The following is a 14,346-nucleotide window of genomic DNA, read 5'->3' on the forward strand; positions in this document are numbered from 1 at the left end:
TCGATACCGAGGAGCCACGTGGCCGAAGAGACCGAAACCCTGGATAACGACACCGACGAAACCGACGCTGCCGCAACGTCGGCGACAACAAATGACCCGCCTGCCCGCCGACGTCACCGGGTGAACCGTCGGCGACTGTCCCATGTCGGGCAGGCTCTGGTTGCCGGCGGCGTCGCGGTGGTGGCGCTGGCGGGACTGACGGGCTGGGTGGGATATCGCGCCTTGGAACAGCACCAGGCGCAACAGCAACGGGAACTGTTTGTCCAGACCGCTCGGCAGGGCGCGGTCAACCTCACCACGATCAGCTTCACCGAAATCGACGCGGACGTGCAACGGATATTGGACCTGGCCACCGGAGCGTTCCGTGATGACTTCGACAAACGATCCCAACCGTTCAAGGAACTGGTCAAGGCCGCCCAGTCCAAATCCGAAGGGACGGTGACCGACGCCGGGCTGGAATCCCAGCGCGGCGACACGGCTCAAGTACTGGTCGCCGTGGCGGTGAAATCCCGCACCGCGGGCGGCGAGGAGGCACCGAGGGAGTGGCGCATGCGCATTGAAGTTCAGCGGGTCGGCGACGACGCCAAAGTCTCGAACGTGGTGTTCGTACCATGACCACACTCGAAGAACAAACAGTGGATGCCGACGCAGGCGATCTGGCCGTGTCGACTTCCGAGGAAACGTCGGAAACCGAAACGGTCAACGAAGATTTGGCCTCGACCGAAAAGGATTGCGACGACGACGCCGCTACCAGTCGGGACCGCCGACCGATCGTGTGGTCGCGGGTAGTTGCCTTCGGTGTGCTGCCCGGGCTGGCGTTGATGCTGGGCTTGGCGGCCGGATACTTCAAATGGGTCGAGGTGTCCGCGACGGAGGTCGCCAAGGCCCGGACGGACTCGGTACGGGCGGCCAGTGAGGATGCGGTCGCGTTGTTGTCCTATCAGGCTGAGTCGGTGGACAAAGAGCTGGGATCGGCTCGCGAACGGCTGACCGGTGATTTCAAGGACGCTTACACTGCGCTCACCCGCGAGGTGGTCATCCCCGGCGCCAAACAAAAGCACATTTCGGCCATCGCCAAAGTCAGTGCGGCAGGGTCTGTTTCGGCCACGACCGAGCACGCCGTAGTTCTGTTGTATGTCAATCAGACGGTCACCATCGGCGATGGCGCGCCGACCGATACGCAACCGGTCATCCGGGTCACCTTGGAAAAGGTCAAGAATCGCTGGCTCGTCTCGCGTTTCGATCCGGTGTGAGTGCCATGTTCGGCCGCACTCCTCGCGCGGCGGGGCTCGTCGCGCTGTGTTCCGTTGCCACGTTGACGGTCTCGACCGTCGCGCACGCCGACAACAAGCGGCTGAATGACAGCGTCGTCTCCGGTGTCTACACGATTCAGCATCAGGCGGGCTGCACCAACGATGTCGTGATGAACAACTCGTTGTACCTGGCCGCGCAATGGCATGCCGATGACATGATCAACAACCGAAACATCAATGACGACATCGGGTCGGATGGATCCACCCCGCAAGACCGTGCCAATGCCGCTGGCTTCCGCGGCAAAGTCACCGAAACGGTCGCCGTCAACCCGGCGCTGTCGATCAGCAGCCTCGAGTTGATCAGGCAGTGGTACTACAACCCGGACTACCTAGCGATCATGCGCGATTGCGCGAATACCGCCATGGGGGTGTGGTCCAACAACAGCCTCGACCGTACGGTGGTGGTCGCCCTATACGGGCAGCCGGCCCACTAGTAGTGGGCTAAGAGGCCGACGCGGAAAACTTGTCGTACTCTGCCGCGATCTCGCAGACGCACACCTGAGTGCCGTTCTGCCGCCGCAGCAGCGCACCGCGTTTGCGGGTCTGGTGTTGGGCGTAGACCTTGTCGCGTTGCTCGCGGGAAAACGCCATATCGAGATTGACGGGTAACCCTGCCCAATCGACGCGGTCGGTTTCGGCGGATGAAGCACCGCCCTGCCGCAGCCGACACTGCAAGGGGCAGGTTTTGGTCTGTTCCGGCCGATCACCGTCGCGAGCCACGCATCCATCCCTCCCACGAGTGCCAACCTCTTGGGTGAATGTTGCGACCGAAATGTTTCAGGTGTGGTCGTGTGATGTTTCCGGCGCGTGAAGCGATTCGTCAGGCGGCCGGCTTAGTAGACGTCTCTGTGGTAGCGCTTTTCGGTGCGCAGCGACCGCACGTAGGCGCGGGCGTCTTCGGGGTTGAGGCGGCCGTGTTCGGCGGCGATCTCACAGATCGCGCGGTCGACGTCCTTGGCCATCGGGTCGGCGGTACCGCACACATAGAGGTAGGCGCCGTCCTGCAGCCAACGCCACAGCTGCGCGCCCCGCTTGCGCATCAGATGCTGCACATAAACCTTCTCCCGCTGGTCGCGGGAGAACGCTAGATCGAGTTCGGTCAGGAACCCCTCGGCGCGCATCGACTGGATCTCTTCGCGGTAGTAGAAGTCGGTGGCGGCGTGCTGCTCACCGAAGAACAGCCAGTTGGGTCCGGTGTGGCCAAGCGCGCGTCGTTCCTGCAGGAAACCACGGAATGGGGCGATTCCCGTCCCTGGCCCGATCATGATCATCGGCGCGGCCGGGTCGCTGGGCGGCCGGAAGGTGGTCGACCTCTTCACGTAGACGGCGATTTGATCGTTGGGGGAGCGGTCGGCGAGGTAGGTCGAACACACCCCGCGACGCGGCACGCCCTGAAAGTTGTAGCGCACCGGTGACACCGTCAAGTGCACTTCCCCAGGAGTGGCCTTGGGGCTGGACGAGATCGAGTACAGGCGCGGCTGCAGCGGTTTGAGCACGTGCAGCCATTCCTCGACGGGCGCGCTGACCGGTGCATGGGTCAGCAGGTCAACCGATTGCCGACCCCACGACCAATCGCCCAGGGCCGCCTTGTTGTCCGGCTTCATCAGCTCGGCCAGTTCGTCGGCGGCTCGACGGTCGCGGGTGTGGTCGCGCACGAAGCGCAGCAACTGGGGGCTGATGTGGGCGATCTCGAACCGGTCGGTGAGCGCGGTGCGCAGCGACATGGTGCCGTGGTCGGGAAGTTGCACCTCGGCGTCGCCGTCCAGACCCGTCGTCGACAGCCATTCGTCGACGAACTGGTCGCTGTTGTGCGGCCATACTCCGAGCGCGTCACCGGCTTCATAGCTGACCGCGTCGGCCGGTAGCCGGAACACCAACTGGCGCACGTCTTTGGCCGACTGTGGGCGGGTCAGAGTGGTGTTGCGGATCAGATCGGTGACCAATGGGCGCTTCTTGCTGTAGGTCGAAGACACCGGCGCCACAACAGGTATCGCCGTTGTGGTGCCGCCGCCAACCGGCGCCTCGGTCAGTGCCTGCACGATACCGGCGAGCCATTGGGCCGCGGGCGCGTCGAAATCGGGTTCGCAGTCGACCCGGCCGGTGATGCGCGACGCGCCCAGTTCGGCGAGGCGCTCGTCGAGTTTGCGGCCATGACCACAGAAGTCGTCATAGCTGGAGTCGCCCAATGCGAGAACGGCGTAGCGGGTGTCGGTCAGCCGAGGCGCGTCTGAGCCTTGGATCGCATGCCAGAAGTCGGCGCCGTTGTCGGGAGCGTCGCCGTCACCGGTAGTGCTGGTAATCACCAGCAGTTCCCGGGTAGTGGCGAGATCGGCCACCGGGAGGTCGTTCATCGCGAGCACACGGACCGGCAGCCCGGCTTGGCCCAGCCGCTGCGCCGCGTCGGCGGCGAGTTGTTCGGCGTTGCCGGTTTGCGATGCCCATAACAGCACAATCGGTACCCGGTCGGCGGCGGCGATGGGCTCCGCCGACTGGGTGGCCGCCGCGGTATCGGGCTGGGACAGTGGGGTACGCGAGAACATGCCCGCTAGCAGCCCGTCCAACCACATGCGGGTGTCGGCGTCGAAGGGCGCGGTCTCGGGTAGCGTCGGTAACCCGGTCATGGGCCGACCGGCCTCTAGGCGCAGACCGGCCATCATGCCCGGCAGATAGGTGCGGCCGCGGCGGTCGAATTGTGGTGTCGGTTCGCTTGCCACGCCAAGCATTTCGGCGATGGCGTCGATCTGCGACAGACTGATGTGCGGTGGCTGGTAGATCGTGTCGACCGGATGGGTCGGTGTCCGATCGCCTGCCGACGGCCGAGGGGCGTCGTCGCGTTGGGCGGCAGCGACTTTGGCCAGCGTGACCGCGCACGCCTTGTATTCGGGTTGGCGCGATATCGGATCGACGGCGTCGTTGGTGACGGCGTTGATCGACAGGTACTCACCGAACGCGTCGTTCCAGTGAAACGGCGCAAAGCAATTGCCGGGCAGTACCCGATCGGTGATGACGGCGGGCAGCACGGCGCGGCCACGACGCGATGCGACCTCGACGGAGTCACCGTCGGCTATCTGCAGGCGGGCGGCGTCATCCGGGTGGATCTCGACGAGCGGGCCGGGGTTGAGTTTGTTGAGCTTGCCGACTTTGCCTGTCTTGGTCATCGTGTGCCACTGGTGTGGCAGGCGGCCAGTGTTGAGCAGGAATGGGTAATCCCCGTCGGGCATCTCCTCCGGCGGTAGGTGCGGACGGGCGAAGAACACGGCGCGGCCGTCCTTGGTCGGGAAGGCCAATCGGGGGGTGGACCCGTCTTCGCGGACCAGACGTTTCTGGCTGACGCCGTCATTGAGATAGCGAATCGGGTTGCGGCTGGCGCTGTCCGGTGGGCACGGCCACTGCATCGGGGTCTCGCGCAGTCGGTCGTAGCTGATGCCGCGCAGGTCGTACCCGGTCGTGGGATTCCAGAATTGCTTGATCTCTTCGAAGACCTCTTCGGCGCAGGAGTACGTGAAGGAGTCCGAATACCCCATCGCGCAGGCTATCCGAGCGATTAGTTGCCAGTCGGGGAGTGCCTGGCCGGGCGGATCGATGGCTTGCTGGAAAAGGCTGAGGTTGCGTTCGGAGTTGACCATCACTCCATCGGATTCGGTCCATAAGGCGGCCGGCAACAACACGTCGGCGTATTCGTTGGTCTCGTTTTCGACGAACGCGTCTTGGCTGATCACCAGTTGGGCCTTCTCCAGGCCAGCGATCACTGTGCGGCGATTAGCCACGGTGGCAACGGGATTGGTGCACATGATCCAGCACGCCTTGATCTGGCCGTCGGCCATGCGGGAGAACATGTCGATCACCCCGTCGCTGACCTCTGAGCGCAACGATCCGCGGGCGATTCCCCACTGCTCCTCGACGAATTCGCGGTCTTCGCTCGAGATCACCGACCGCTGACCCGGCAGGCCCGGACCCATGTAGCCCATCTCCCGCCCGCCCATGGCGTTGGGTTGCCCGGTCAGCGAGAACGGACCATTGCCGGGCTTACATAGGGAACCGGTCGCCAGGTGGAGGTTGCACAAGGCGTTGGTGTTCCAGGTTCCGTGGGTGCTCTGGTTGAGACCCATTGTCCAGCAACTCATCCAGTTGTCGGCGGTGCCGATCCAGCGCGCCGCCGTGCGAAGGTCTTCGACCGGAATCCCGGTGATGTCACTGACTTTGTCGGGCGGGTACTGCTCGAGGAAGCTTGGCATCACCTCCCAGCCATTGGTGAACTCGCTGATGAAGTCTTCGTCGGTGTGTCCGTTTTCGACGATGAGGTGCAGAAGTCCGTTGAGCAGAGCCAAATCCGTGCCCGGGTTGACTTGAAGGAACAGATCGGCTTTGGCCGCGGTGGCGGTCCGGCGCGGGTCCACCACGATGAGTTTGGCGCCGGCCTTGACCCGTTCCATCATCCGTAAGAACAGAATCGGGTGACAGTCGGCCATATTGGCGCCGGTGACGAAGAAGACGTCGGCATGGTCGAAGTCGTCGTAGGAACCGGGTGGTCCGTCGGCACCCAGCGAGAGCTTGTATCCCGAGCTGGCGCCGGCCATGCATAGCCGCGAATTGGATTCGATCTGGTTCGTGCCGATGAAGCCTTTGGCCAGCTTGTTTGCCAGATATTGCGCCTCGAGGGACATCTGCCCGGACACATAAAGGGCCACCGCATCTGGACCGTACTTGTCAATGATCGCGCGGAGTCGCTTGGCCGAACGCGCAATGGCCGCGTCGACATTCAATGGCTCGAACGGTTGGCCCCGGTCGGGCCGCAGATATGCCGATTCGGCTCGTCCGGGGGCCGCGAACAGGTCGGCCGTGGTCGCGCCCTTGGTGCACAGCCGGCCGAAGTTGGCTGGATGGTCCTTTCGGCCAACTGATTTGGCGATGTGACGCCGACCGCTTTCCGGGTCAGTTGTGATCTGCAGCACCATGCCGCAGCCCACGCCGCAGTAGGCGCACATCGTGTGCACGGCGTCGTTTTCGGGCGCCATGAGACTCGCCTACTTCCTTCCTGAATCGCGGACCGCTTCCGGCTTAAATCCTGCGTCGGGCATGTTTCAGCACAGGACATGCCACGTTTCGGCCGGTTTACGGAGTTCTCGCACTGGGTGAGAGGTGGCAGTGCGCTGGTCGAAACATGGGAAGCCAGGGCTTCCCATACGGGTCGTCGTCGACCCGCCGATCTGCTGGCCAGACTACCCACGCGAATGTCACGATCAGGCCTCAGAGCTGGGCTTTTGACGAAACCGGGGGGACATTCACAGTCTTCGCTAAGCTCGCTTGGTGCGGTGGCGGCAATGCGTGATCGGGGTCTGTCTGTGCCTTTACGTCGCCGGATGCGGGTCACCGCGGTCATCGCCGCCACCTGCCGCACCGGATGCTTGCAAGGTGTCCGATGGGCCATCGTCCGAGACGGTACGCAGGGCCATCGCTGCCGTCCCGATCGTGGTGCCGGGCTCGTTCTGGGTCGAGATTGGCCGTGGCCACGCCCGCAAATGTCGTCTGCACTGGGTGCAGATCGTTCCGACCATCGCATCGGAGTCGACGCCGCAGCAGGTGTTGTTCTTCGACCACAACACCGCCCTCGGTCCGGCGACACCGAATCCGAAACCCTACATCGTCGTGCTGCCCCCGGGCGACGACACCATCACCGTGCAGTACCAATGGCGGGTGGGCAACGACTCGGAGTGCTGTCCTAGCGGCCGCGGTACGGTGCGGTTCCAGATCGGACCGGACGGCAAACTCAAAGCGCTGGACCCGATCCCGCATCAGTAGCGCCCAACGTGCGCTCAGGGCCCCCAGTGTGCGGCCACGGCGAGAACACCGGTGAATTCCCCGGCTTGGCCGCTCAGTGAAAGCCGTAGCGGCACAATGGGTACCGCGTCGGGCTCAGGAGCAGTTCGGCAGGTTCTCCGGATGCAGCATCTCGGCGTAACGCAGTTGCTCGGGGATACCGAACCCGTCGACGAGTGTCTGGGCATACGGCCGTAGCTTGCGGCAGCGGTCGTTGATGCCGCGGGTGACCGCCTTGGCGCGCTCGGTCGACAGGTAGCGGTGTTCGATGTACCACGCCTTGTCTTCCTCGATCACCGACAGGGCATACAGGTCACAAACCAGGTCGAGCAACTCCCGGGCCTCCGCGTCTTCACACGAGTCGATACCCGCGACGAACGCCTCCAGGATCACCCGGTCGATGTGCGCCTGCGCGGCGTGCAGCACGTGGTCTTGCACCGCGTTGAACGCGTCAAAGGAGGACATCTCCTTGGACTTGCCTTGCAGCCGGCGCGCGACCGAGGACAGCAGATATTCCTCGCGCTCTTCGAACATGGTGACCTGCGTGCCGCGGTTGAACAGGCTGCCTTCCTCTTCGCTGTCCTGCCGGGCATCGACAATCCGCTGCATGATCGCTTCCGCCGCAGTGCGTTTCATCACCCGGTCGCCAACGGTATTGGCGGCGAAGCGAACCCATTCGACCGGGCTCATGCTCTTGATGTCGTCGGCGTACGCGGTCAGCAACTCCTTGGCCACCAACTGGGTCAGCACGTGGTTGTCACCCTCGAAGGTGGTGAAGACGTCGGTGTCGGCCCGCAGTGCGATCAGCCGGTTCTCGGCCATGTATCCGGCGCCGCCGCACGCCTCGCGGGCTTCCTGAATGGCCCTCGAGGCGTGCCAGGTGTTGGCGGCCTTCAACCCTGCCGCGCGAGCCTCCAGCTCACGTTGTTCTTCGGCGTCCACCACGTCGGAGGTTTGCAGGTCGTGTGTCTTGGACACCAACTCGTTCTGGGCGAACTGCAGGGCATAGGAGCGGGCGATCAACGGGAACAACCGGCGCTGATGCACCAGGTAGTCCATGATCAGCACTTCTTTGCCGTCGTCGTCGGGTGCGCTGAACTGCCTGCGCTGCAACGCGTATCGGGTGGCAATGTCCAACGCGACGCGGGCCGCGGCGCCCGCGCTGCCACCTACGGTGACCCGGCCCCGGATCAGCGTGCCGATCATGGTGAAGAACCGGCGGCTGGGGTTATCAATCGGCGAGCTATAGGTGCCGTCGGGCGCCACGTCGCCGTAGCGGTTCAGCAGGTTCTCCCGCGGCACCCGCACGTTGTCAAACATGATGCGCCCGTTGTCCACCCCGGGCAGGCCGCCCTTGTACTGGCAGTCCGAGGTAGTCACGCCGGGTAGGTCGTTGCCCTCGTCGTCGCGGATCGGCACGAGCAGACAGTGCACGCCGTGGTTGACCGGTTCGCCGTCCTCGGTGGTGATCAGCTGGGCGAAGACCGCCGCGGTCGACGCGGTCTCGGCCGCCCCGCCGATGTAGTCCTTGCGGGCCGTGGGAGTGGGCGAGTTGATGACGAACTCTTGGCTGTCGGCGTCATAGGTTGCGGTCGTCTCCAGCGATTGCACGTCGCTGCCATGGCCCGTCTCGGTCATCGCGAAACAACCGCGCATCTCCAAACTGATGATCTTGGGGACGTACTGCTCGTGATGGCGCTCGGTGCCCAGGTTTTCGACGGCGCCGCCGAACAGACCCCACTGCACCCCGGCCTTGACCATCAACGACAGGTCGGACATGGCGACCATCTCGATCATGGTGATGGCCGCACCTACGTTGCCGGTGCCGCCGTGCTCTTTGCGGAACCCTTCGTCGGAGATGCCCGCGTCCGCCATGATCTGCATCTGCTGGGCCACCTTGGCCCGGGCGATCACCGTGTTGGGGGTGTAGTGCGGCCGGAACACCTCACCGGACAAAATCTTGCGTGTCTCGTTCTTCACATCACGCCAGCGCCCGTCCAGCGCGTTCCGCAGGTGATCGGCAATGCTTGTGTTGTTCGACGCCATACCCGACGTTAACCCGTCGTCCGGGCCCGCCAAACAAATCCGTCCGTGCGTGTTTTGTCAATCAACCGGGCCGCACCGCGACGGGGCGCCGACATGGGTTTGAATAGCGCCATGCCCCAGCCCCAGACCGGTGACTCGGCCGCAGACCCCGACGCGATATTGGACGTCGGGCACACCCATACCGACGTCAGCGGAGGGTGGTTGCGGGCGGCGACGTTCGGGGCCATGGACGGTCTGGTCAGCAACACCGGCCTGATCGCCGGTGTGGCCGCCGGCGAAACCGCGCACACTACGATGGTCAGCGGCATCGCCGGGCTGCTCGCCGGAGCCTTCTCCATGGCACTGGGCGAATACACGTCGGTCACCACCGCCAACGAGCAGATCGAGTCCGAGGTCCAGGTGGAGCGGCGGTACCTGCGCGCGCGCCCGCAGGCCGAACGGGCGGAACTGGTCGCCATGCTGGTCCGCATGGGAATGAGCGAGCAGACCGCGCGGACGGCCACCGACGAGATTCACCGCGACGAGAACCGTGCGGTCAACTTCCACCTGGTGCAGGAGATCGGGGTGGATCCCGCCGAGAAGCCCTCACCCTGGGTGGCCGCGATCTCGTCGTTCGTGACGTTCGCCCTGGGTGCGGTGGTACCCCTGTTGCCGTATCTGCTGGGGCATGGGTCGCTGCGCGCCGGTTGGGTCTGCGGCGCGGTGGGCCTGCTGGTCGCCGGCGGTCTGACCGCCCGGTTCACCCGGAAACCGATGTGGTGGGCGGCTTCTCGACAATTGCTGTTCGGCTTCGTCGCTGTCGCTGCCACCTACCTGGTCGGGTTGCTTATCGCAGCGCTCATGTGATGTCCGTGCTGACAAGGCTGTTGGCCGCGTGTTGCCTGACTGTAGAGGTGCTGTTGGCGGGGTGCAGCGCGGCCCGATTACCCACCAACATGCCGCGGCCGCTGTTGAGCTATCTGGGTCAATTCCAGGTTCCCTTCGGCGCCACCTTCGAGGGCACGGTGATCGGCGGGTTGTCCGGGATCAGTTACGACGCGGCTGACCAGCTGTACTACGTGATCAGCGACGACCGCTCGAAGACCGGCCCGGCTCGGTTCTACACGGTGCGATTGTCCTTGTCGGACAAGGGGATCAACGACGTGACCTTCACCGGTACCCACCCCTTGCTGGACGTGTCGGGACAACCGTTCGGGCCGCTGCAACAAGACGTCGCACCGCCGGTGGTTCCGCCCGATCCCGAGGGCATCGCTTTCGACGCCGCGCGGCAACGACTGTATTGGAGTTCCGAGGGCGAACGGTTGACCGATAGCCAGCCAGTGCTCGCCGATCCGTGGGTCCGCATCGCCAACCTCGACGGCAGCTACCTGGGCCAGTTCACCTTGCCGTCCAACTTGGCGATGTCGGCGCAGCGCAGTGGCCCGCGGCGCAATCGAGCGCTGGAGGGGCTGACACTGACCCCGGATGGCCGGTCGGTGTTCGCCGCGATGGAAGGACCCGGTTACAACGACGGCCCGAGCAACGACGACGACCACCAGGTGCTGACCCGGATCACCAAGTTCGACGTCGCCGCGGGCGCGCCGACCGCCCAATACGCCTACCCCATGGAGCCGGCCGATTGGCCCGCCGACCGCAACGGCGTCTCAGATCTGGTGGCGCTGACCGACTCCACGTTCCTGGTGCTGGAGCGATCCAGCGCGGCACCTCCCGTCGTGCGCATCTATCGCGCCGAAATCGGTTCTGCGACAGACGTTTCGGCGCTGCCGTCGGTGCACGGCGCGACGCTGACCCCGATGACCAAGTCGCTCGCCTTCGATCTGTCCGCGACCCCGGGGATGTCACCTCCGCAGAATCCGGTGGACAACATCGAAGGCATCACCCTCGGGCCCAAACTGCCCGACGGCCGTCAGTCGGTGGTGCTGGTCAGCGACAACAACTTCTCAGCCGCCCAGGTCACTCAGTTCCTGCTGTTCGCGATGTAGCGCCTTGGCCGGTGGGGCGTCTGAAACCGGTGACCGCAACCGGTAGCGCGCCAGTCCGGCCCACAACGCGCCGAAGAAGACCAGCATCAGCAGGTCGAACACCCACCATCCGACATAGTGGGTCCACAACGCGTTCGCGGTGGCCAGCGCGTCGACTCGGCGCAGGTCGACCGTGGCCGCCGACGCGGCGTATCCCCACTGGGCCGGCACGAACCAGGACACCTGGTCGTAGCCCCAGGTGCCGACCAGCGACACCAATCCGCCGGCGAACAGAAGCGACGCCAGCACGGCCGGCACCAGCAGCGGCAGCACCTCGCGCAGTGATCTCCCCAGTGAGGACAGTGCCAATCCGACGATCACCGAGACGATGGCGGTGATCGCCACGCTGATGTACAGCTCGACGTCCGGGTTGTGCAGCACGGCGCCGCCGTGTCGGGGTCCGCCCTTGCCGAGGATGACGATGACGGTCAGGACCGCCGCTTGGAGGGCCGCAACGGGCGCAAAGAAGAGGATCTTGGCGGTGAGGTACGCCGTCGCCGATAACCCGATGGACTGCTCACGCCGAAAGATCCGGCGTTCGGTCACGACGGCACCGATGGTGAGCAGGGTGCCCAGCAGCACCGCCCCGAAGTTAAGCGCAGCCAAGAGTTCGACGGCTTCATGCTGGTTGGAGCTGCCCGCCGTGGGGCGCTCGAAGCCGGACTCTCCGGGCACCAGCAAGATCAGCGCACCCAAGGCGAACGGCAGCAACACCATGAGCAGGAAGTAGAGGCGGTTGGCGACGAACAGGCGAGCCTGACGGCGCGCCACCCAGCGCAGCTGCCGGCCCAGCGTGAGTGCAGCGGGTTGCCGCTCGGGCGTTGTCACCGACGGGGGAGTCGGCGAAGCCGCCGCCTGCTGCCGCATGAGGAATGTGTGGTGGGCGCCGTGCGGGTCGGCGCTGACCTGCGCGTAGATCTGCGACCAGTCGGTGGTGCCTAGCACCGGGCCGAGTTGGGCGGGCGGGCCGGCAAACGCCAACGTTCCGGCCGGTGTCAGCAAGAGCACCTGGTCGCAAAGGTGCAGGTGGTGTGGCGACGTCATGGCGATTACCACCACGCAGCCCAGGTCGGCCTGGCGGCGCAGCACTCCCATGACCTGCTCGTCTTGGGGCGGATCCAGTCCAGCCGAGGGCTCGTCGGCGACCAGCAACGATGGTCGGGTCACGAGTTCGACGGCCAGCGCCGTGCACCGGCGGGCTTCCGGCGGCAGTTTGGCCACTCGGGTCTTCCGGTGCGGGGAAAGTTCCAGCTCGTCGAGAACCTGGCTGAGCACACGCTCGCGGTTGTCCGGCGACGTATTGGGCGGCAGCCGCAACTCGGCGGCGTACCGCAGGACCTGTTCCACGGTGAGGCGCCGATGCACCCGGTCGTGACGTGTCACGACGCCGATGCGCGAGCGCATCGTCTCCGGCTCGGCGACGGCGTCGTGACCATCCACGGTCAACAGGCCGGACGTCGGTGGTCGGGTGCCGGCAAGCACGGCGAGCAAGGCCGAGTTGCGTGCGCTCGACGGCCCGACGACGGCGATCATGGAACCGGGCCGCGCTGTGAACGACACGCTGGACACCAATGCGTGGTCGCCGGCAGTCAGCGTCAGCTCGTATGCCGCCACCCCGACCGTGCGCGCGCCGGGTTGCAACGGCAGCCGATTGGTCGACGGCGCCTCTGCTGGGCCGCTATCGGGCCGGGTGACCCGCAGCTTGCGCGTGGCCTCGGTCATCAGGTTGACGAAGTTGCGGCTCTTGGGCGTCGATTCCACTGTCGGGCGTTGAGACGGTGGCGGCACGGGGCGGCGCGGCAGGCCCCCGACCGGCGCGGCCGGCGGCGTCGGCGTCGGCGGCGGTATCCGCATCGGCCGGGTGCCCCGCTCGAGCGGGCCTTGCGCGGCGATCTTCTGCGTGGCTGGCTCGCCGGCCGGTTGGTTCACCGGCGGAACGGCGATCTTCTGAGTCGGGGGTTCCACCGGAATCTTCTGGGTGGAAGGTTCGATGCGAATGCGCTGGGTGGCTGGTTCGGGAAGGGTCCGCGGGCCGACCGGTCCGGCGGCGGGGGGCGCGGGCCGCACCGGCTCGTCCCCGGACGGCGTCAGTTGGAACGTCAGCTTGGGCCCGTGCTGAGGATCCCCCAGGCTGATGGACTGGCCATCGTGGATGTCCACCGCCGACGTCCGGACGCCGTCGGCGAAGATGCCGCTGTCGTTGCGGTCGATCGCCACCCAATGCGTTCCGGCGAACCGGAGCACGACATCCGGAATCGCTTGCTGCGGCATCGGAGCGGGCTGACCAGGTCGATCCAGGCGGATATCGCAGTGGTCGCCATGACCGACGACCACGTCGCGGCCCGGGGTGAACAGGTACCGCATCGACCCGACCCACACGGTCAACGGTGAGGTGTTCGGCATCACGATGCCTCGCTCCGCATCGCCGCCACCTTTCTCCGGGGTCTGGTTCGTCCGGGAGCGTTTACCCCTTACCAACTTCCTGCATCCAGGATGCCCTGCGCGATTACAGCGTGTTGCGGCTCGGCGTCGCCGCGGCATTGTCGAGCAGACGCCGCAACACTTCGACGGCGTCGGCCAGCACCTGCCGGTCGGCCGCCTCCAGCCGGGCCAGTTGGGGTTCGATGGCAGCCGCGCGGTCGGCACGCACGGCGTTGAGGGTGCGCATCCCTTTCGGCGTGATCCGGATGCGCACCGCCCGGGCATCCCCAGGATCCGTCGTGCGGGCGACCAGCCCAGCGTCCTCGAGTCGTCGCACCTGCGTGGTCATGGTCGGCTGCGAACAGTGGTCGACCGCGGCCAGATGGCAGATCCGGGCCTCGCCTTGCGCCTCGATGGTGGACAGCAACCTCGCCTGAGCGGCTGGCAGCGGCATCTGAATACGCTGGGTGGCCAGCCGGTTGAGCCGCGCGACGACGGCCAACAGGTCGGCTCCCAGTCCGTGAGCAACGTCGGCGTCGTTGCCGGCGGTGGATGAACTCATGCTCCCATGGTTGCATAGCTTTGCTAAGCGCAACCAGTTCTGGCGAGCACACGGTGAAATTCACATCGACTGGAGTGCTGCGCTGAGAAAGGTGCTGGGCCTGGCACAATCGGAGAAGTGACCTCGCCCGGCCGCAGCCGACCCCGGGGCAGGGGTGGATGGGGGC

General features: G+C 65.5%; 11 protein-coding genes. 6 read left to right on the forward strand and 5 right to left on the reverse strand.

Annotated features, from left to right (window positions below):
* Nucleotides 1–18: 18 nt before the first annotated feature.
* From A9W95_RS15830 to A9W95_RS15840, 3 genes are read left to right on the forward strand one after another with little or no spacing between them, the layout of a single operon-like run.
* A complete protein-coding gene (locus tag A9W95_RS15830) occupies nt 19–615 on the forward strand; it encodes an Mce protein (RefSeq protein WP_067414490.1) in 597 nt (198 codons plus the stop codon).
* Entirely contained in the window at nt 612–1,253 is a 642-nt protein-coding gene (locus tag A9W95_RS15835; protein ID WP_253851673.1) for a hypothetical protein, read from the forward strand. Before A9W95_RS15830 ends, A9W95_RS15835 begins: the two co-directional genes overlap by 4 nt.
* 5 nt (nt 1,254–1,258) lie before the next feature.
* Nucleotides 1,259–1,747 carry a CAP domain-containing protein gene (locus A9W95_RS15840; RefSeq protein WP_067414493.1) on the forward strand — a complete coding sequence of 163 codons (489 nt, stop codon included), beginning with the start codon at nt 1,259–1,261 and terminating at the stop codon, nt 1,745–1,747.
* A 7-nt stretch (nt 1,748–1,754) separates the two neighbouring features.
* Here the strand turns inward: A9W95_RS15840 and A9W95_RS15845 are convergent, their stop codons facing one another.
* Both A9W95_RS15845 and A9W95_RS15850 read right to left on the reverse strand, forming a co-directional pair.
* Nucleotides 1,755–2,033: a hypothetical protein gene (locus A9W95_RS15845; RefSeq protein WP_067414495.1), complete on the reverse strand. Its 279-nt coding sequence runs from the start codon at nt 2,031–2,033 to the stop codon at nt 1,755–1,757.
* A gap of 113 nt (nt 2,034–2,146) precedes the next feature.
* Nucleotides 2,147–6,328 carry a bifunctional nitrate reductase/sulfite reductase flavoprotein subunit alpha gene (locus A9W95_RS15850; RefSeq protein ID WP_067414498.1) on the reverse strand — a complete coding sequence of 1,394 codons (4,182 nt, stop codon included), beginning with the start codon at nt 6,326–6,328 and terminating at the stop codon, nt 2,147–2,149.
* A gap of 325 nt (nt 6,329–6,653) precedes the next feature.
* Here A9W95_RS15850 and A9W95_RS15855 point away from each other — a divergent pair, with 325 nt between their 5' ends.
* Nucleotides 6,654–7,112 (forward strand): LppP/LprE family lipoprotein, encoded by a 459-nt coding sequence (locus A9W95_RS15855; RefSeq protein WP_371328079.1) that lies wholly within the window; start codon nt 6,654–6,656, stop codon nt 7,110–7,112.
* A 114-nt stretch (nt 7,113–7,226) separates the two neighbouring features.
* Here A9W95_RS15855 and A9W95_RS15860 read toward each other — a convergent pair whose 3' ends face one another.
* On the reverse strand, nt 7,227–9,176 hold the full coding sequence (locus tag A9W95_RS15860) for an acyl-CoA dehydrogenase (protein WP_067414503.1): 1,950 nt from the start codon (nt 9,174–9,176) through the stop codon (nt 7,227–7,229).
* A 111-nt stretch (nt 9,177–9,287) separates the two neighbouring features.
* Between A9W95_RS15860 and A9W95_RS15865 the strand changes: the two genes are divergently transcribed.
* Together A9W95_RS15865 and A9W95_RS15870 are read left to right on the forward strand one after the other, a co-directional pair.
* Complete coding sequence (locus A9W95_RS15865; RefSeq protein WP_067414529.1) at nt 9,288–10,022, forward strand: VIT1/CCC1 transporter family protein; 735 nt, start codon at nt 9,288–9,290, stop codon at nt 10,020–10,022.
* On the forward strand, nt 10,022–11,158 hold the full coding sequence (locus A9W95_RS15870; protein WP_067414505.1) for an esterase-like activity of phytase family protein: 1,137 nt from the start codon (nt 10,022–10,024) through the stop codon (nt 11,156–11,158). Before A9W95_RS15865 ends, A9W95_RS15870 begins: the two co-directional genes overlap by 1 nt.
* On the opposite strand, the gene A9W95_RS15875 is transcribed toward A9W95_RS15870, so the two are convergent.
* Together A9W95_RS15875 and A9W95_RS15880 are read right to left on the reverse strand one after the other, a co-directional pair.
* Nucleotides 11,117–13,600 (reverse strand): ATP-binding cassette domain-containing protein, encoded by a 2,484-nt coding sequence (locus A9W95_RS15875; RefSeq protein WP_067414508.1) that lies wholly within the window; start codon nt 13,598–13,600, stop codon nt 11,117–11,119. The genes A9W95_RS15870 and A9W95_RS15875 overlap by 42 nt on opposite strands.
* Nucleotides 13,601–13,703: 103 nt before the next feature.
* Complete coding sequence (locus A9W95_RS15880) at nt 13,704–14,180, reverse strand: MarR family winged helix-turn-helix transcriptional regulator (protein WP_067414511.1); 477 nt, start codon at nt 14,178–14,180, stop codon at nt 13,704–13,706.
* Nucleotides 14,181–14,346 lie beyond the last annotated feature (166 nt).

This window comes from Mycobacterium sp. 1423905.2 (genome assembly GCF_001673155.1).
GTDB lineage: Bacteria > Actinomycetota > Actinomycetes > Mycobacteriales > Mycobacteriaceae > Mycobacterium.

Coding starts and splice junctions, on each gene's coding strand:
- A9W95_RS15860 (WP_067414503.1), bottom strand. CDS start 9,176: ATGGCGTCGAACAACACAAGCATTGCCGATCACCTGCGGAACGCGCTG.
- A9W95_RS15880 (WP_067414511.1), bottom strand. CDS start 14,180: ATGAGTTCATCCACCGCCGGCAACGACGCCGACGTTGCTCACGGACTG.
- A9W95_RS15875 (WP_067414508.1), bottom strand. CDS start 13,600: ATGCCGAACACCTCACCGTTGACCGTGTGGGTCGGGTCGATGCGGTAC.
- A9W95_RS15870 (WP_067414505.1), top strand. CDS start 10,022: ATGTCCGTGCTGACAAGGCTGTTGGCCGCGTGTTGCCTGACTGTAGAG.
- A9W95_RS15835 (WP_253851673.1), top strand. CDS start 612: ATGACCACACTCGAAGAACAAACAGTGGATGCCGACGCAGGCGATCTG.
- A9W95_RS15840 (WP_067414493.1), top strand. CDS start 1,259: ATGTTCGGCCGCACTCCTCGCGCGGCGGGGCTCGTCGCGCTGTGTTCC.
- A9W95_RS15865 (WP_067414529.1), top strand. CDS start 9,288: ATGCCCCAGCCCCAGACCGGTGACTCGGCCGCAGACCCCGACGCGATA.
- A9W95_RS15850 (WP_067414498.1), bottom strand. CDS start 6,328: ATGGCGCCCGAAAACGACGCCGTGCACACGATGTGCGCCTACTGCGGC.